Raw genomic sequence first — 17270 nt, forward strand, 5'->3', positions numbered from 1 at the left:
CGCACATTACATTATCATAATGATAAATTAACATAGTCTGAACATACGGCGCCTTATGATTGTTTTCTCCTCGTTACAAATTCGTCGCGGCGTGCGCGTCTTGCTGGACAATGCCACTGCCACCATTAATCCGGGCCAGAAGGTGGGTCTGGTGGGTAAAAATGGCTGCGGTAAATCTACCCTGCTGGCATTGCTGAAAAATGAAATCAGCGCCGACGCCGGCGGATTTACGTTCCCGGGAAACTGGCAGCTCGCGTGGGTAAATCAGGAAACGCCTGCGCTTCCCCAGCCCGCATTAGAGTACGTGATTGACGGTGACCGCGAGTATCGCCAGTTGGAAGCGCAACTGAACGAGGCCAACGAACGTAACGATGGGCACGCCATTGCCACCGTGCACGGCAAGCTGGATGCCATAGACGCATGGACCATCCGTTCGCGGGCCGCCAGCCTGCTGCACGGCCTCGGGTTTTCCAACGAGCAACTAGAACGTCCGGTTAGCGATTTCTCCGGCGGCTGGCGTATGCGCCTCAACCTTGCCCAGGCGCTGATTTGCCGTTCAGACCTGCTTCTACTCGATGAACCGACTAACCACCTCGATCTCGACGCGGTGATCTGGTTGGAAAGATGGTTGAAAAGCTATCAGGGCACGCTGATTCTGATCTCTCACGACCGCGACTTCCTCGATCCGGTCGTGGACAAAATCATCCATATCGAACAACAGACAATGTTCGAGTACACCGGTAACTACAGCGCATTTGAAATCCAGCGAGCGACTCGCCTGGCACAGCAACAGGCGATGTATGAAAGCCAGCAGGAGCGCGTGGCGCATCTGCAGAGCTATATCGATCGCTTCCGCGCAAAAGCCACCAAAGCAAAGCAGGCACAGAGCCGCATCAAAATGCTGGAGCGTATGGAGCTGATTGCTCCGGCGCACGTGGACAACCCGTTCCACTTCAGTTTTCGCGTACCGGAAAGCTTGCCTAATCCATTGCTGAAGATGGAGAAAGTAAGCGCTGGCTATGGCGAGAATATTATTCTCGACTCCATCAAACTGAACCTCGTTCCTGGCTCACGCATCGGCCTGTTAGGGCGCAACGGTGCAGGTAAATCAACGCTGATCAAACTGTTAGCGGGAGAGCTGGCGCCGATCAGTGGCGAAATCGGTCTGGCGAAAGGCATTAAGCTCGGCTACTTCGCCCAGCATCAGCTGGAATTTTTACGTGCTGACGAATCACCTATTCAGCATCTGGCGCGTATGGCGCCACAGGAGTTAGAACAGAAGCTGCGTGATTACCTTGGCGGATTTGGTTTCCAGGGCGATAAAGTCAGCGAAGAGACCCGACGCTTCTCCGGCGGCGAAAAAGCACGTCTGGTACTGGCGCTGATTGTCTGGCAACGCCCGAACCTGCTGCTTCTCGATGAACCCACCAACCACCTGGATCTCGACATGCGCCAGGCGCTGACCGAAGCGCTAATTGATTTCGAAGGCGCACTGGTTGTTGTTTCGCACGACCGTCATCTGATTCGCTCCACGACCGATGACCTCTATCTGGTCCACGACAAAAAAGTTGAACCGTTCGATGGTGATCTGGAGGATTACCAGCAGTGGTTGAGCGACGTGCAAAAGCAGGAAAACCAGAGCGATGAACCGGCAAAAGAGATCGTCAACAGTGCCCAGGCACGTAAAGACCAGAAGCGTCGCGAAGCCGAACTGCGCACCCTGACGCAGCCGCTGCGTAAAGAGATCGCCCGTCTTGAAAAAGAGATGGAGAAACTCCACGCCCAGTTGGCGCAGGCCGAAGAGAAGCTCGGTGACAGCGGACTGTACGATCAAAGCCGCAAAGCTGAGTTAACGGCCTGTCTGCAACAGCAGGCGAGCGCAAAATCCGGGCTGGAAGAGTGTGAAATGGCCTGGCTGGATGCGCAGGAGCAACTTGAGCAAATGCTGCAGGAAGGCTAAAACGCTGGCAGGCTTTGCCCGTTGCAGAGCCTGCCTTTCTGATTACACCACGTGGCCGTGGTTAATCTTCGTCAGGGCAGCATTGACGTCAAACAGTTGATACTCCACCTCGTCAACTCCCAATCCTTTCAGACGCACAGTATGTTTTTTCACATACGCTTGCGCTGTCTCTTCAGATTCAAACAGGTAGATACCACCCGCCTGTTGGTTCTTTTCACTTTCGGTCCAGATTTTCCAGATGAATCCAGGTTCCTGGTTAATCGACTCCGCTAATCCCACGAGCTGTTGCGCCATTTCATCGCCAAACGGGCCGCTAAAGTTAAAATGGATTTGTAAAAGTGTATTCGACATATTCCCTCCTGGAGCGCGTCCACTAAAGTCTCTACCACCCTACCACGGTTAACTCTGCCGCTGTCGCAATTTGTGCAGCAACCGAAATACATCAACAACAATGCGAAGAAAGTTCGTGCTTTACCTCATTTTCATAAACATGAACCCCATCAGGCGGTATAGTAGCCGCAGATTAAAAGAAGACATCGCATAAGTTATGACTCAAATTACGTCCCCCGACCTCAGCATTGCCAATGACAACAGCGCGGAGTTTGTCCCCATGCGCGGTATCCGTAACCGCCATCTGCAAACAATGCTGCCGCGCCTGATCCGCCGTAAAGTGAAGTTCGATGCCCACTGGCAGCGTCTGGAATTACCCGACGGCGACTTTGTCGATCTGGCATGGAGCGAAGATCCGCATCAGGCGAGGCATAAACCCCGTCTGGTGGTATTTCATGGCCTGGAAGGCAGTCTGAACAGCCCCTATGCGCACGGTATGATTGAAGCAGCGCAAAAGCGCGGCTGGTTAGGTGTAGTGATGCATTTTCGTGGCTGCAGCGGCGAACCGAATCGCCTGAACCGCATTTATCACTCCGGTGAGACCGAAGACGGCACCTGGTTTTTACACTGGCTTGAGCGGGAATTTGGTCGTGTACCCACCGCGGCGGTAGGTTATTCGCTCGGTGGCAACATGCTGGCATGTCTGCTGGCAAAAGAAGGACACGCCATCCCGATTGATGCCGCAGTGATTGTCTCTGCGCCTTTCGTGCTTGAAGCCTGTAGCTATCACATGGAAAAGGGATTTTCTCGCGTCTATCAGCGCTATCTGCTCAATCTTTTAAAAGCCAATGCCTCGCGTAAGCTTGAGGCCTATCCGGGTTCACTGCCGGTGAGTCTGGCACAGCTCAAGTCTTTGCGCCGCATTCGCGATTTTGACGATCTCATTACCGCCAAAATTCACGGTTTTGCCGATGCGATAGACTATTATCGTCAGTGTAGCGCCATGCCGTTACTCAATCAGATCGCCAAACCGACACTGATTATTCACGCGAAAGACGATCCGTTTATGGATCATCACGTGATCCCGAAACCGGAAAATCTGCCCTCGCAGGTGGAATACCAGTTAACCGAGCATGGCGGACACGTCGGATTTATTGGCGGTACGCTACGCCGGCCTGAGATGTGGCTGGAATCGCGTATCCCCGACTGGCTGACAACGTATCTGGAGGCATCATCATGATAATACCGTGGCAAGATATCTCCCCCGACGCGTTGGACAATCTGATTGAAAGCTTTGTCTTGCGTGAAGGCACCGATTATGGTGAACATGAACGCTCGCTCGAACAAAAAGTCGCCGACGTCAAACGCCAGCTACAATCAGGTGAAGCCGTGCTGGTGTGGTCCGAACTGCATGAAACGGTCAACATTATGCCGCGGAAACAGCTTCGCGACTGATCCGTGGATGACGGCTGGCGACAATAAAAAACGACTTTTACCCTAAATAAATCAGGCAACAGGAAGGTAGACAGTACACCTCCGGCTTGACGAATGACGGGTACATTTATGGAGTTATTATGTCTGCCAAATATCCGGTCATTGCGGTAACAGGATCCAGCGGCGCGGGGACCACCACCACCAGCCTCGCGTTTCGAAAAATTTTCGCGCAGTTAAACCTGCGTGCCGCCGAGGTGGAGGGGGACAGTTTTCACCGCTATACCCGTCCTGAAATGGACATGGCGATCCGCAAAGCGCGCGACGCCGGGCGACATATCAGCTATTTCGGCCCAGAAGCCAATGATTTCAGCTTGCTGGAACAGACGTTCATTGAGTACGGCCAGACAGGCAAAGGTCAGTCCCGTAAGTATCTACACACCTACGATGAAGCCGTTCCGTGGAATCAGGTTCCAGGTACCTTTACGCCCTGGCAAGCGCTTCCTGAACCAACGGACATCCTGTTCTACGAAGGACTGCACGGTGGCGTCGTCACCCCCCAGCAAAACGTGGCCAGGCATGTCGATCTGCTGGTTGGCGTCGTCCCTATCGTCAACCTGGAATGGATCCAAAAACTGACTCGTGATACCAGCGAGCGCGGACATTCGCGCGAAGCGGTCATGGACTCGGTCGTTCGTTCAATGGACGATTACATCAATTACATCACCCCACAGTTTTCCCGTACGCATATAAACTTCCAGCGCGTTCCGACTGTTGATACCTCCAATCCCTTTGCTGCCAAGAGCATTCCGTCACTGGATGAAAGCTTTGTGGTGATTCATTTTCGTAATCTGGAAGGGATTGATTTCCCCTGGCTGCTGGCGATGCTGCAGGGTTCATTCATTTCCCATATCAATACGTTAGTGGTGCCGGGCGGTAAAATGGGATTAGCGATGGAATTGATCATGCTGCCGCTGGTGCAACGGCTGATGGAAGGGAAAAAGATCCAGTAAACGGTGAGAAATGCCCGATGGCAGTATGCTTATCGGGCACTCTGTATTACGCCGCAATCACTTCATAGGAATGGGTGATGTTCACCGCTTTTTCCAGCATCAGCGCGACGGAGCAATATTTCTCCGCAGAAAGGTCAACGGCACGAGACACAGAAGCGTCTTTCAGATCATTGCCCGTGACGATGAAATGCAGATTGATATGAGTGAACAGACGCGGCGCCTCTTCACGGCGCTCAGAGGTGAGCTTCACTTCGCAGTTGGTCACGTCCTGGCGGCCTTTTTGCAGGATCGACACTACATCAATCGCGCTACACCCACCCGCAGCCATTAATACCATTTCCATCGGGCTCGGCGCTTTATCACCGGAGTTACCGTCCATCAAAATTTGGTGGCCTGAGGCGGACTCACCGAGGAAGGTTAACCCCTCAACCCACTTTACACGCGCTTGCATATTTCGTAACTCCAATGTTTCAATTTTCCTGACAGATTACGCGCACATAACAATTCTCGCAACGGAAGGCGACCTGCGTCATGCTGAAGCGAGACACCAGGAGACACACGGCGAAAGCTATGCTAAAACAGTCAGGATGCTACAGTAATACATAGACGTACTGCATGTATGCAGAGGACATCACATTACAGGCTGCAGCATTCTTTTTAGCAGCCCCCTTCCCAGGTAGCGGGAAGCACATTTTGGCAACCCAGAGGCAGCGTCGTTTTCTGGCTCTGGAGACAGCTTATAACAGAGGATAACCGCGCATGGTGCTTGGCAAACCGCAAACAGACCCGACTCTCGAATGGTTCTTGTCTCATTGCCATATTCATAAGTACCCATCGAAGAGCACGCTGATTCACCAGGGTGAAAAAGCGGAAACGTTGTATTACATCGTTAAAGGCTCAGTGGCAGTACTGATTAAAGATGAAGAAGGAAAGGAAATGATCCTCTCTTATCTGAATCAGGGCGATTTTATTGGTGAACTGGGCCTGTTTGAAGAAGGCCAGGAACGTAGTGCCTGGGTTCGCGCTAAAACCGCATGTGAAGTCGCTGAAATTTCATACAAAAAATTTCGCCAATTAATCCAGGTGAACCCGGATATTCTGATGCGCCTGTCATCTCAGATGGCTCGTCGTCTGCAAGTCACGTCCGAAAAAGTGGGCAACCTTGCCTTCCTGGACGTTACCGGTCGTATCGCTCAGACGCTGTTGAATCTGGCGAAACAACCTGATGCGATGACCCACCCGGACGGTATGCAGATCAAAATCACCCGTCAGGAAATTGGCCAGATTGTAGGTTGTTCCCGTGAAACCGTTGGTCGCATCCTGAAGATGCTGGAAGATCAGAATCTGATCTCCGCGCACGGTAAGACCATCGTCGTCTACGGCACGCGTTAATCCCATCGTAATGGCGCGTTACCACGTAATGCGCCATTTTTGTTTACACCGATGTGGCGAAGACTGATCTATCACCCCGAAATCAACTACGCACTACGACAAACACTGGTGCTGTGTTTACCTGTGGCTGTCGGTCTTATCATTGGTCAGCTTCATCTGGGGCTCCTCTTTTCCCTCGTCCCCGCCTGTTGCAACATTGCCGGTCTTGATACACCGCATAAGCGTTTTTTCAAACGCCTGATTATTGGCGCATCGCTGTTTGCTGGCTGCAGTTTGGTCATGCAATTGCTGCTGGCGCAGGAAATTCCGCTACCGCTAATCCTTACCGGCCTGACGCTCATTCTCGGCGTTACCGCAGAATTAAGTCCGCTGCATGCGCGACTGTTGCCGGCCTCGCTGATTGCCGCGATTTTCACGCTGAGTCTGGCAGGAAACATGCCCGTCTGGGAGCCCTTGCTCATCTATGCGCTGGGTACATTGTGGTACGGCCTGTTCAATTGGTTCTGGTTTTGGTTGTGGCGTGAGCAACCGCTGCGTGAATCCCTCAGCCTGCTGTACCGGGAACTGGCCGATTACTGTGAAGCAAAATACAGTCTGCTGACCCAGCACATTGATCCTGAAAAAGCCCTGCCCCCGTTGCTGGTCCGTCAACAGAAAGCGGTGGATCTCATTACCCAGTGCTATCAGCAAATGCACATGCTTTCAGCGCACCATAACAACGAATACAAACGTCTGCTGCGGGCTTTTCAGGAAGCGCTGGATTTGCAGGAGCATATCTCAGTCAGTCTTCACCAGCCGGAAGAGGTACAAAAACTGGTCGAGCGCAGCCATGCGGAACAGGTGATTCGCTGGAATGCGCGAACCGTCGCCGCTCGCCTTCGCGTGCTGGCTGATGACATTTTGTATCACCGCTTGCCGACGCGTTTCTCAATGGAGAAGCAGATCGGTACGCTGGAGAAAATCGCCAGGCAGCACCCGGATAACCCAGTCGGGCAATTTTGCTACTGGCACTTTAGCCGGATTGCGCGCGTACTGCGTACCCAGCGCCCGCTGTATGCCCGGGACTTAATGGCTGACAAACAACGCCGGTTGCCGTTGCTCCCGGCGCTGAAAAACTATCTGTCATTGAAATCTCCCGCGCTACGCAATGCCGGGCGCATCAGCGTCATGTTGAGCATCGCCAGCCTGATGGGAAGCGCCTTACATCTGCCAAAACCTTACTGGATACTGATGACCGTCCTGTTTGTGACACAGAACGGCTACGGCGCAACCCGGGTGCGTATTCTGCACCGTTCAGTGGGAACGCTGGTTGGACTGGTCATTGCCGGGGTCACATTGCACTTCCATATCCCTGAAGGGTTCACGCTGGCGGCCATGCTGCTTATCACGCTGGTCAGCTATCTGATCATCCGCAAAAACTACGGCTGGGCTACGGTGGGCTTTACGGTTACGGCGGTGTATACCCTGCAGCTGCTGACGCTGAATGGGGAACAATTTATCATCCCGCGGTTTATCGATACGGTGATGGGCTGTTTGATCGCCTTTGGCGGTACGCTCTGGCTGTGGCCGCAATGGCAGAGCGGCCTGCTGCGTAAGAATGCCCATGATGCGCTGGAAGCCGATCAGGAAGCCATCCGTCTCATCCTCAGCGACAATCCGCAGGCCACGCCGCTCGCGTATCAGCGCATGCGGGTCAATCAGGCACACAACACGTTATTTAACTCTCTGAACCAGGCCATGCAGGAGCCAGGGTTTAACTCGCACTATCTGGCAGATATGAAACTGTGGGTCACGCACAGTCAGTTTATCGTCGAGCACATTAACGCGATGACCACGCTGGCGAGAGAGCACACGGTGCTGACGCCGGATCTGGCGCAAAGGTATCTGGAATCCTGCGAAATCGCCCTCCAGCGCTGTCAACAACGGCTGGAATATGACGGGCCGGGAAGCTCCGGCGATGTGAACATTCTCGAGTCGCCGGAAATGCTCTCCCACGGACTGTTAAGCACCCTGGAGCAGCATCTGCAACGCATCATTGGTCACCTGAACACCATGCACACCATTTCTTCCGTTGCATGGCGCCAGCGACCGCACCACGGTATCTGGCTTAGCCGACGGCTGCGGGACATCAAGAGTTAGCGCTGTTTGCCGGATCACAGCACAAGCGCCTGATCCGGCAATCAGACAATCATCCCACCACTTTTCCTACCGCCTGGGCGAAACGCTGCATGCCTTCATGAATATCGGCGTCCTCCACCACCAGCGACGGAGCGAAGCGCATCACATCCGGCCCTGCGTTCAGCACCATGACGCCTTCGTGCGCGGCAGCGTAAAGGAAATCACGTGCCCGACCTTTGTACTGTGGCTTCAACTCCGCGCCAATCAGCAGCCCCATGCCGCGAATATCGCTGAAAATATCAAACCGCTCATCAATCTGCTGCAAATGCTGGACAAATGTCTGGCGTCTGGCCTGAATACCTTCCAGCACCTCTGGCGTATTGATGATGTCGAATGCCGCTCCCGCAACCGCGCAAGCCAAAGGGTTACCGCCATAAGTGGAACCATGCGAACCAACGTGGAATGCAGAAGCAATCTCCTGCGTGGTCAACATGGCACTCACCGGGAAACCACCGCCGAGCGCTTTAGCGCTGGTCAGAATATCCGGCGTCACACCGTAATGCATATAGGCAAACAGGTCGCCGGTACGCCCCATTCCACACTGGACTTCATCAAATACCAACAGCGCCTGGTGCTGATCGCACAGTTCACGCAGACCTTGCAGGAACTCAGGCGTTGCAGCGGTAACGCCCCCTTCGCCCTGGATAGGTTCAACGACCACCGCGCAGGTGTGATCGTCCATCACGGCTTTTACCGCATGCAGATCGTTAAACGGCACATGGATAATGTCCGCGGGTTTTGGGCCAAAGCCGTCAGAATATTTCGGCTGCCCACCGACGGAAACGGTAAACAGCGAGCGACCGTGGAACGCATTATGGAAGGCAATGATCTTGGTTTTGAACGGGCTATGACGCACACAGGCATAGTGGCGAGCCAGTTTAAATGCCGTTTCGTTAGCTTCGGTGCCGGAGTTCATGAACAGCACCCGTTCAGCAAAGGTCGCATCAATGATTTTGCGGCCTAAACGTAACGCAGGCTCGTTGGTGAAGACGTTGCTGGTATGCCACAGGGTTTCACCCTGGGTTTTCAGCGCATCAACCAGTGCCGGATGGCAATGTCCCAACGCTGTCACTGCAATACCACCCGCGAAATCAACATATTCCTTTCCTCGTTGATCCCAGACTCGACTTCCTTTCCCTTTTACCGGAATAAACTCCGCCGGTGCATAAATCGGCAGAATCACTTCATCGAATGTCGCGCGCGTAATTGCAGTTTGTTCAGTTGCCATGTCATCACCACCCTGTTAAGCAGAAATGCTAGTGAAATAATAATCACAAAATATGAATAAAAAATCACTGAATAGCAACTACAAATCAGCGCTGCAGGAAATTTGCCAGCAATTGATGCCCCTGCTCACTGAGGATACTCTCCGGGTGAAACTGCACGCCCTCCACATCCCACTCACGGTGGCGAATACCCATTATTTCTTGCGTTTCACTCCAGGCAGTGACTTCAAAGCAGTCCGGCAACGTTGCAGGGGCGACCACCAGCGAGTGGTAACGCGTGACCGTTAACGGGTTTGAAAGTCCCTGAAAAACCCCCTGTCCGTTATGCGTAATGGCAGAGGTCTTGCCGTGCATCACTTTCGCCGCACGAACCACTGTTGCACCAAACGCCTGCGCCATCGCCTGATGACCCAGACAAACGCCCAGCATGGGGGTTTTTCCTGCATAGTGACGGATAACGTCCAGCGAAATGCCGGCATCATCCGGTGTACAGGGTCCCGGGGAAATCACGATTTTTTGTGGGTTCAGAGAGGCAATCTGGGGCAGCGTCAACTCGTCATTGCGTCTGACAAGGACCTCAGCACCCAGTTCGCAGAAATATTGATACAGGTTCCAGGTAAAAGAATCGTAGTTATCGATAAGCAGGATCATGGCGGCTCCGGTACATAAGAACCGCGCTATTCTACTCAGAATCCTCGGCTTCGCTTACCACTTTACGAAATATCGCCCGCAACGCAGTCAGATCCCCCATTGCACCGCTTTGGTTAGCCTGATTCCACTCTTCGACCTGAATGCCATCCCAACTGAGCACATACCCGGCATGAATCGCTAACTGTTCGAAGAAAATACGTTGCGCCAGACCGCTACCGATACGAAACGGATGCAGGACGTTAATCTCGCAATAGTAATGCGCGAGCCGATCGACAAATTTTTCTTCAGGTAACCCGACCAGCCAGGACTCCTCTTCCAGATCCTGCATCAGCGCATTGCCCTCTTTCTCGATGTAGGCAAAATGGCAGAAGCGGGTGTCCCCTTGATAAATATCGACTTCGCGCAGATGCCCGGCCCAGTCGAAGATATCCTGGTAAAGCTGACGATGAATAGCACACAAATGAGGCAAGCCCCGTTTCAACGGGCCCAGTTCAATCGTCGCCGCGCGCAACGCCGTCAATTCATAAGCGGCCTGTGCCAGACGCTGGGTCTGATGAACCCCCAGACGATTACGCATCACGTTCAGGCCAGGATACAAATAGGGATCACGCCCATCACCGAATTTATCGCTCATAGTGCCTCCTCAGTTCTTCAAGGCGCACCCGTGCGTCTTCCGCGCTCAGAGTAACCCGTGGAATATCCACGCCTTCCAGCCGTCGGCTTGCCTGGAAATTGACATTTCGCCATTGTTCCCAGAGGCTGGACTTTTGTTTATCGGTGAGTTTTTTCACGTGACCTCCCTGAATGTGCCGGCACTTGCCACAAGTATAAGCAGCAATTTGGGGTTACGCAGAGAAGGGAGAGAACGCGGGCAAGAACTGCCCGCGTAAAATACGATTACGGCAGGACTTTCGCTGAAAGGATAACAATCGGTTTTGACGGGACATTCTGATACGGGCCCACATCGTGAGTCTGTACCTGAGAGATCTTGTCCGCAACATCCATACCTTTCACCACTTTACCGAAGACGGCATAACCAAAGTCACGCTGGCCGTGATCGAGGAAAGCATTATCCGCAATGTTGATAAAGAACTGGCTGGTCGCGCTGTCTTTATCTGCAGTACGCGCCATCGCAATAGTGCCACGGGTGTTGCGCAGCCCGTTATCGGCTTCATTCTTGATTGGCGGGTTAGGTTTTTTCTGCTGCATCTGCTCGTTAAAACCACCACCCTGCACCATAAATCCTGGGATCACGCGGTGAAACGTGGTGTTGTTATAGAATCCGCTGTTTACATAATCGACGAAATTTTGTACGGAGACCGGGGCTTTCTGGCTGTTCAGCTCCAGCTCAATATTACCCGCAGAAGTTGTCAGCAGTACGTGTGGGTCACCTTTCGCTGCCAGCGCTGCAGGAGAGAGAGCAGAAAGAGCGAGAACAGCTGCAACAGCCGCCAGGGTCGATTTGAGCATGAGAATTCCTTAACAAGAGCAGAAATAAAGCAAGTGAATTGATTCTAAAGAGCCTTCAAGGACAAGGCCATCCCTTTACTTAATTTTACGAATCTGAAACAAATGTAACTGTACGCGCTGTGCGAGCACCGCGCCACAAGCAGTGATCAAGATCACATTAAAAAATGTAACGATTACTTCATTCACTAATAATTATTTAAATACGTCACTAAAACGCCTAAAATCTGCCCGTTCATAGCGCTGTCAATGCGCTTTACATTTCAATACAGGCCAGTCATGACTAACAGCAACCGTATCAAGCTCACATGGATCAGCTTTCTCTCCTATGCCCTGACAGGCGCATTGGTCATTGTCACCGGGATGGTGATGGGAAACATCGCAGAATACTTCCATTTACCTGTTTCCAGTATGAGTAACACCTTCACCTTCCTGAATGCCGGCATTCTCATCTCTATTTTTCTGAATGCGTGGCTGATGGAAATTGTGCCGCTAAAAACGCAGCTGCGCTTTGGCTTTATTCTGATGGTACTGGCGGTGGCCGGACTGATGCTCAGCCATAGCCTTGCGTTATTCTCAGCGGCCATGTTTGTGCTGGGTCTGGTCAGCGGCATCACCATGTCGATTGGTACTTTCCTCGTCACTCAGATGTATGAAGGACGCCAGCGTGGTTCACGCCTGCTGTTTACCGACTCCTTCTTCAGTATGGCTGGGATGATTTTCCCAATGGTTGCGGCCTTCCTGTTAGCACGCAGCATTGAATGGTACTGGGTCTACGCCTGCATCGGTCTGGTATATGTTGCGATCTTCATTCTGACTTTCGGCTGTGAGTTCCCGGCATTGGGCAAACACGCTCAGCAACCGGAAGTCCCTGTGGCAAAAGAGAAATGGGGCATTGGCGTTCTGTTTCTGTCCATCGCTGCGCTGTGCTATATCCTGGGTCAACTTGGTTTTATCTCCTGGGTACCGGAATACGCCAAAAGCCTGGGCATGAGCCTGAACGATGCGGGTAAACTGGTCAGCGACTTCTGGATGTCTTACATGGTTGGTATGTGGGCGTTCAGCTTTATTCTGCGCTTCTTCGATTTGCAGCGCATTCTGACCGTGCTGGCGGGTCTGGCAACCGTTCTGATGTATCTGTTCATCACCGGTACACCTGAGTATATGCCGTGGTTCATTCTGACGCTGGGCTTCTTCTCCAGCGCGATTTATACCACCATCATTACTCTCGGCTCTCAGCAAACGAAAGTTGCGTCGCCAAAACTGGTTAACTTCGTGCTGACCTGCGGCACCATTGGTACCATGCTGACCTTCGTGGTCACCGGTCCTATCGTCGCTCACAGTGGCCCACAGGCGGCACTACAAACGGCGAACGGGTTGTATGCTGTCGTGTTTGTGATGTGCTTTATTCTTGGCTTCGTCACGCGTCATCGCCAGCATAGCGCGCCTGCTGCGCATTAAAACTGGCATACCGGATGGCGGCTCCGCCGTCCGGTATTTTATCGCCCGACTTCCCTGCCCCTAACGACGTAGCTCTCAAAATCTTAAGTAGTAGTTCACAACGCAGTAAACCCCTTCATTTTGTATTCTTTTTGTACTAAACCGAAAAGCCTGTCAATTCCGTGACTTATAAAAATACTGACAAATCAGCCACATACCTCTTAAGGAGTATATAAAGGCGAATTTGATTTGCATCAATAAGTGACGTTGCTGAATCGTTAAGGTAGGCGGTAATAGAAAAGAAATCGAGGCAAAAATGAGCAAAGTCAGACTCGCTATTATCGGTAATGGTATGGTCGGCCATCGCTTTATTGAGGATCTTCTTGATAAATCCGACGCTGCCAATTTTGATATTACCGTCTTCTGTGAAGAACCCCGCAAAGCGTACGACCGTGTACACCTGTCATCCTACTTCTCTCACCACACCGCTGAAGAACTGTCTTTGGTGCGTGAAGGATTCTACGAGAAACACGGCGTTAAAGTATTGGTCGGTGAACGCGCCATTACTATCAACCGCCAGGAGAAGGTGATCCACTCCAGCGCGGGTCGTACGGTTTATTACGATAAGCTGATCATGGCGACCGGCTCTTACCCCTGGATCCCGCCGATTAAAGGTTCGGAAACTCAGGATTGCTTTGTTTACCGTACCATTGAAGACCTTAACGCTATCGAGTCATGCGCGCGCCGCAGCAAACGCGGTGCAGTCGTTGGTGGCGGTCTGTTAGGTCTGGAAGCGGCGGGTGCCCTGAAAAGCCTGGGCGTAGAAACCCACGTAATTGAATTTGCCCCAATGTTGATGGCTGAACAGCTGGATCACATGGGCGGCGAGCAGTTACGTCGCAAAATTGAAAGCATGGGCGTGCGCGTGCACACCAGCAAAAACACCAAAGAGATCGTCCAGGAAGGGACTGAAGCACGTAAAACCATGCGCTTTGCCGATGGTAGTGAACTGGAAGTGGATTTCATCGTCTTCTCCACCGGTATTCGTCCACGTGACAAACTGGCCACTCAGTGCGGTCTGGATGTCGCTCAGCGCGGCGGTATTGCGATTAATGACAACTGCCAGACTTCAGATCCAGACATCTACGCCATTGGCGAATGCGCCAGCTGGAATAACCGCGTATATGGTCTGGTCGCGCCTGGCTACAAAATGGCGCAGGTTGCCGTTGACCATATTCTCGGTACTGAAAACGCTTTTGAAGGTGCCGATCTGAGCGCCAAGCTGAAACTGCTGGGCGTGGATGTCGGCGGTATCGGCGACGCACACGCGCGTACACCAGGCGCACGTAGCTATGTCTACCTTGATGAAAGCAAAGAAGTCTACAAACGCCTGATCGTCAGCAAAGATAACAAAACGCTGCTCGGCGCGGTTCTGGTCGGCGACACCAGCGATTACGGCAACTTGCTGCAACTGGTGCTGAACGCCATCGAACTGCCGGAAAACCCGGATTCACTGATTCTGCCAGCGCACGCAGGCAGTGGTAAGCCATCTATCGGTGTTGATAAACTGCCAGACAGCGCGCAGATTTGCTCCTGCTTCGACGTCACCAAAGGCATGTTGGTTGCCGCCATTAACAAAGGCTGCCACACCGTTGCCGCACTGAAAGCCGAAACCAAAGCCGGTACCGGCTGCGGCGGCTGTATCCCGTTGGTTACCCAGGTGCTGAACGCTGAACTGGCGAAACAGGGGATCGAAGTTAACAACAACTTGTGTGAACACTTCCCGTACTCGCGTCAGGAACTGTTCCATCTTATCCGTGTGGAAGGCATTAAAACCTTCGAAGAGCTGCTGGCAAAACACGGGAAAGGTTACGGTTGCGAAGTGTGTAAACCGACCGTGGGCTCTCTGCTCGCTTCCTGCTGGAACGAATACATCCTGAAACCGCAGCACACACCGCTGCAGGATACCAACGACAACTTCCTGGCGAACATCCAGAAAGACGGGACGTACTCTGTCATTCCTCGTTCTGCCGGTGGCGAAATCACGCCAGAAGGTCTGGTGGCCGTAGGCCGTATTGCACGTGAGTTCAACCTGTATACAAAGATCACCGGTTCTCAGCGTATTGGCCTGTTCGGCGCGCAGAAAGACGATCTGCCGGAAATCTGGCGTCAGCTGATTGAAGCTGGCTTCGAAACCGGTCATGCCTATGCCAAAGCATTGCGTATGGCGAAAACCTGCGTAGGTAGCACCTGGTGCCGTTATGGCGTCGGCGACAGCGTAGGTTTCGGCGTTGAGCTGGAAAATCGCTACAAAGGCATCCGCACCCCGCACAAAATGAAGTTCGGTGTCTCAGGCTGTACCCGTGAATGTGCGGAAGCGCAGGGTAAAGACGTCGGTATTATTGCCACCGAGAAAGGCTGGAACCTGTACGTTTGTGGTAACGGCGGGATGAAACCGCGCCATGCGGATCTGCTGGCGGCGGATATCGATCGCGAAACGCTGCTCAAATATCTCGACCGCTTCATGATGTTCTACATCCGTACTGCGGACAAACTGACCCGTACCGCACCGTGGTTAGATAATCTGGAAGGCGGTATCGAATACCTGAAGTCCGTCATCATCGACGACAAGCTGGGTCTGAACGAACATCTGGAAGAAGAGATGGCGCGTCTGCGTGAAGCGGTGGTATGCGAGTGGACGGAAACCGTCAACACCCCGTCAGCTCAGGTTCGTTTCAAACACTTTATCAACAGCGATCAACGCGATCCGAACGTCCAGGTTGTGCCTGAACGTGAACAACATCGTCCGGCCACGCCTTATGAGCGTATCCCGGTGACTCTGGTGGAGGAAAACGCATGAGCCAGTGGAAAAACATCTGCAAACTCGATGACATTCTGCCCGCAACAGGCGTCTGCGCTCTGTTAGGTAATGAGCAGGTTGCTATTTTCCGCCCGTATCACAGCGATCAGGTGTTTGCGATCAGCAACATCGACCCGTTCTTTGAATCCAGCGTGTTATCGCGTGGATTAATTGCGGAGCACCAGGGTGAGCTGTGGGTTGCCAGTCCGCTGAAAAAACAGCGCTTTCGTTTAAGCGACGGCTTGTGCATGGAAGACGAACAGTTCTCCGTGAAACATTACGAAGCGCGAGTGAAAGACGGCACGGTGCAACTGCGCGGTTAATGAATTTTTGGGAGGCGCAACGCCTCCCCTTTTTTGAATTTTTTTTCATTTTAATTGTTATCACAACATCATTTGTGCGGCGTCGCGGCGGCAACTGAGCAAATCCCAGGCGTGACTGGGGAATGCCAGAACAGCCAACAAAGAGGCAGTGCAAAGGATGAAGTGAGAAAAGGGTAATCAACATATGTTCACAGACACTATTAATAAGTGTGCGGCTAACGCTGCGCGCATCGCACGCCTGTCGGCAAATAATCCGCTCGGATTCTGGGTCAGTTCGGCAATGGCAGGGGCTTACGTCGGCCTCGGCATCATTCTTATTTTCACCCTCGGTAATTTACTCGATCCGTCTGTACGCCCTTTGGTCATGGGTGCAACCTTCGGTATTGCGTTAACACTGGTTATTATCGCCGGTTCTGAACTGTTTACCGGTCATACCATGTTCCTGACCCTTGGCGTTAAAGCCGGCACCATCAGCCAGGGTCAGATGTGGGCCATCCTGCCGCAAACCTGGTTGGGTAACCTGGTGGGCTCCGTCTTTGTTGCCCTGCTTTACAGCTGGGGCGGCGGGAGCCTGCTGCCGGTCGATACCAGCATTGTCCATACGGTCGCGCTGGCAAAGACCACTGCACCTGCCACGGTACTGTTCTTTAAAGGGGCATTATGTAACTGGTTGGTTTGTCTGGCGATCTGGATGGCAATCCGTACTGAAGGCGCAGCGAAGTTTCTGGCGATCTGGTGGTGCCTGTTAGCATTTATCGCCTCCGGTTATGAGCACTCCGTTGCCAACATGACGCTGTTTGCGCTCTCCTGGTTCGGTCACCACAGTGATGCCTATACCCTGGCCGGAATTGGTCATAATCTGCTGTGGGTAACACTAGGTAATACTTTGTCCGGTGTCGTATTCATGGGATTAGGTTATTGGTATGCTACGCCAAAATCGGAGCGTCCAGCTCCGGCAAAAATCAACCAAACTGAGGCTGCTGCCAATAATTAAGGGGT

Annotated in this window: 17 protein-coding genes; 10 read left to right on the forward strand and 7 right to left on the reverse strand. The window is 52.7% G+C overall.

Annotated features, from left to right (window positions below; all coding sequences use genetic code 11):
* Positions 1-55: 55 nt before the first annotated feature.
* A complete protein-coding gene (locus N7268_RS03770) occupies positions 56-1960 on the forward strand; it encodes an ABC transporter ATP-binding protein (protein WP_260861823.1) in 1905 nt (634 codons plus the stop codon).
* A gap of 42 nt (positions 1961-2002) precedes the next feature.
* On the opposite strand, the gene N7268_RS03775 is transcribed toward N7268_RS03770, so the two are convergent.
* On the reverse strand, positions 2003-2311 hold the full coding sequence (locus tag N7268_RS03775) for a monooxygenase (RefSeq protein WP_260861824.1): 309 nt from the start codon (positions 2309-2311) through the stop codon (positions 2003-2005).
* 196 nt (positions 2312-2507) lie between these two features.
* Between N7268_RS03775 and N7268_RS03780 the strand changes: the two genes are divergently transcribed.
* The 3 genes from N7268_RS03780 (at position 2508) to N7268_RS03790 (ending at position 4734) form a co-directional block, all read left to right on the forward strand.
* Positions 2508-3530: a hydrolase gene (locus N7268_RS03780; protein ID WP_260861825.1), complete on the forward strand. Its 1023-nt coding sequence runs from the start codon at positions 2508-2510 to the stop codon at positions 3528-3530.
* Entirely contained in the window at positions 3527-3745 is a 219-nt protein-coding gene (locus N7268_RS03785) for a YheU family protein (RefSeq protein ID WP_260861826.1), read from the forward strand. The genes N7268_RS03780 and N7268_RS03785 overlap by 4 nt, the downstream gene beginning before the upstream one ends.
* A 119-nt stretch (positions 3746-3864) precedes the next feature.
* Positions 3865-4734, forward strand: coding sequence for a phosphoribulokinase (locus tag N7268_RS03790; RefSeq protein WP_260861827.1), 870 nt, complete (start codon positions 3865-3867; stop codon positions 4732-4734).
* A gap of 46 nt (positions 4735-4780) precedes the next feature.
* Here the strand turns inward: N7268_RS03790 and N7268_RS03795 are convergent, their stop codons facing one another.
* Positions 4781-5185 carry an OsmC family protein gene (locus N7268_RS03795; RefSeq protein ID WP_096759301.1) on the reverse strand — a complete coding sequence of 135 codons (405 nt, stop codon included), beginning with the start codon at positions 5183-5185 and terminating at the stop codon, positions 4781-4783.
* 308 nt (positions 5186-5493) lie between these two features.
* On the opposite strand from N7268_RS03795, the gene crp reads away from it, so the two are divergent.
* Complete coding sequence (gene crp / locus N7268_RS03800; protein WP_000242758.1) at positions 5494-6126, forward strand: cAMP-activated global transcriptional regulator CRP; 633 nt, start codon at positions 5494-5496, stop codon at positions 6124-6126.
* Positions 6127-6177: 51 nt separating this feature from the next.
* Complete coding sequence (locus N7268_RS03805) at positions 6178-8265, forward strand: YccS/YhfK family putative transporter (RefSeq protein WP_260863523.1); 2088 nt, start codon at positions 6178-6180, stop codon at positions 8263-8265.
* A 49-nt stretch (positions 8266-8314) separates the two neighbouring features.
* On the opposite strand, the gene N7268_RS03810 is transcribed toward N7268_RS03805, so the two are convergent.
* From N7268_RS03810 to ppiA, 5 genes are all read right to left on the reverse strand, one after another.
* Positions 8315-9532, reverse strand: coding sequence for an aspartate aminotransferase family protein (locus N7268_RS03810; RefSeq protein ID WP_260861828.1), 1218 nt, complete (start codon positions 9530-9532; stop codon positions 8315-8317).
* An 85-nt stretch (positions 9533-9617) separates the two neighbouring features.
* Positions 9618-10181: an aminodeoxychorismate synthase component 2 gene (gene pabA, locus N7268_RS03815; protein WP_260861829.1), complete on the reverse strand. Its 564-nt coding sequence runs from the start codon at positions 10179-10181 to the stop codon at positions 9618-9620.
* A 31-nt stretch (positions 10182-10212) separates the two neighbouring features.
* Entirely contained in the window at positions 10213-10815 is a 603-nt protein-coding gene (locus N7268_RS03820; protein ID WP_198907113.1) for a putative adenosine monophosphate-protein transferase Fic, read from the reverse strand.
* Positions 10805-10972: a YhfG family protein gene (locus N7268_RS03825; RefSeq protein ID WP_260861830.1), complete on the reverse strand. Its 168-nt coding sequence runs from the start codon at positions 10970-10972 to the stop codon at positions 10805-10807. Before N7268_RS03825 ends, N7268_RS03820 begins: the two co-directional genes overlap by 11 nt.
* 106 nt (positions 10973-11078) lie before the next feature.
* Positions 11079-11651 carry a peptidylprolyl isomerase A gene (gene ppiA, locus N7268_RS03830; RefSeq protein WP_198907111.1) on the reverse strand — a complete coding sequence of 191 codons (573 nt, stop codon included), beginning with the start codon at positions 11649-11651 and terminating at the stop codon, positions 11079-11081.
* Positions 11652-11927: 276 nt separating this feature from the next.
* Between ppiA and tsgA the strand changes: the two genes are divergently transcribed.
* The 4 genes from tsgA (at position 11928) to nirC (ending at position 17265) form a co-directional block, all read left to right on the forward strand.
* Positions 11928-13109, forward strand: coding sequence for an MFS transporter TsgA (tsgA, locus tag N7268_RS03835; RefSeq protein WP_260861831.1), 1182 nt, complete (start codon positions 11928-11930; stop codon positions 13107-13109).
* Positions 13110-13404: 295 nt separating this feature from the next.
* A complete protein-coding gene (nirB, locus tag N7268_RS03840; protein ID WP_260861832.1) occupies positions 13405-15948 on the forward strand; it encodes an NADPH-nitrite reductase large subunit in 2544 nt (847 codons plus the stop codon).
* Entirely contained in the window at positions 15945-16271 is a 327-nt protein-coding gene (gene nirD, locus N7268_RS03845; protein ID WP_198907108.1) for a nitrite reductase small subunit NirD, read from the forward strand. Before nirB ends, nirD begins: the two co-directional genes overlap by 4 nt.
* Before the next feature lie 184 nt (positions 16272-16455).
* On the forward strand, positions 16456-17265 hold the full coding sequence (nirC, locus tag N7268_RS03850) for a nitrite transporter NirC (protein WP_260861833.1): 810 nt from the start codon (positions 16456-16458) through the stop codon (positions 17263-17265).
* Positions 17266-17270 lie beyond the last annotated feature (5 nt).

The sequence above is a fragment of the Citrobacter sp. Marseille-Q6884 genome (genome assembly GCF_945906775.1).
GTDB lineage: Bacteria > Pseudomonadota > Gammaproteobacteria > Enterobacterales > Enterobacteriaceae > Citrobacter.

Bases quoted from the DNA above. Each gene is read 5' to 3' on its own strand.
- N7268_RS03770 (WP_260861823.1), top strand. From the start codon at position 56: ATGATTGTTTTCTCCTCGTTACAAATTCGTCGCGGCGTGCGCGTCTTG.
- ppiA (WP_198907111.1), bottom strand. From the start codon at position 11,651: ATGCTCAAATCGACCCTGGCGGCTGTTGCAGCTGTTCTCGCTCTTTCT.
- N7268_RS03810 (WP_260861828.1), bottom strand. From the start codon at position 9,532: ATGGCAACTGAACAAACTGCAATTACGCGCGCGACATTCGATGAAGTG.
- N7268_RS03790 (WP_260861827.1), top strand. From the start codon at position 3,865: ATGTCTGCCAAATATCCGGTCATTGCGGTAACAGGATCCAGCGGCGCG.
- tsgA (WP_260861831.1), top strand. From the start codon at position 11,928: ATGACTAACAGCAACCGTATCAAGCTCACATGGATCAGCTTTCTCTCC.
- N7268_RS03820 (WP_198907113.1), bottom strand. From the start codon at position 10,815: ATGAGCGATAAATTCGGTGATGGGCGTGATCCCTATTTGTATCCTGGC.
- N7268_RS03795 (WP_096759301.1), bottom strand. From the start codon at position 5,185: ATGCAAGCGCGTGTAAAGTGGGTTGAGGGGTTAACCTTCCTCGGTGAG.
- crp (WP_000242758.1), top strand. From the start codon at position 5,494: ATGGTGCTTGGCAAACCGCAAACAGACCCGACTCTCGAATGGTTCTTG.
- nirD (WP_198907108.1), top strand. From the start codon at position 15,945: ATGAGCCAGTGGAAAAACATCTGCAAACTCGATGACATTCTGCCCGCA.
- N7268_RS03785 (WP_260861826.1), top strand. From the start codon at position 3,527: ATGATAATACCGTGGCAAGATATCTCCCCCGACGCGTTGGACAATCTG.
- N7268_RS03805 (WP_260863523.1), top strand. From the start codon at position 6,178: ATGTGGCGAAGACTGATCTATCACCCCGAAATCAACTACGCACTACGA.
- nirB (WP_260861832.1), top strand. From the start codon at position 13,405: ATGAGCAAAGTCAGACTCGCTATTATCGGTAATGGTATGGTCGGCCAT.
- N7268_RS03775 (WP_260861824.1), bottom strand. From the start codon at position 2,311: ATGTCGAATACACTTTTACAAATCCATTTTAACTTTAGCGGCCCGTTT.
- nirC (WP_260861833.1), top strand. From the start codon at position 16,456: ATGTTCACAGACACTATTAATAAGTGTGCGGCTAACGCTGCGCGCATC.
- pabA (WP_260861829.1), bottom strand. From the start codon at position 10,181: ATGATCCTGCTTATCGATAACTACGATTCTTTTACCTGGAACCTGTAT.
- N7268_RS03780 (WP_260861825.1), top strand. From the start codon at position 2,508: ATGACTCAAATTACGTCCCCCGACCTCAGCATTGCCAATGACAACAGC.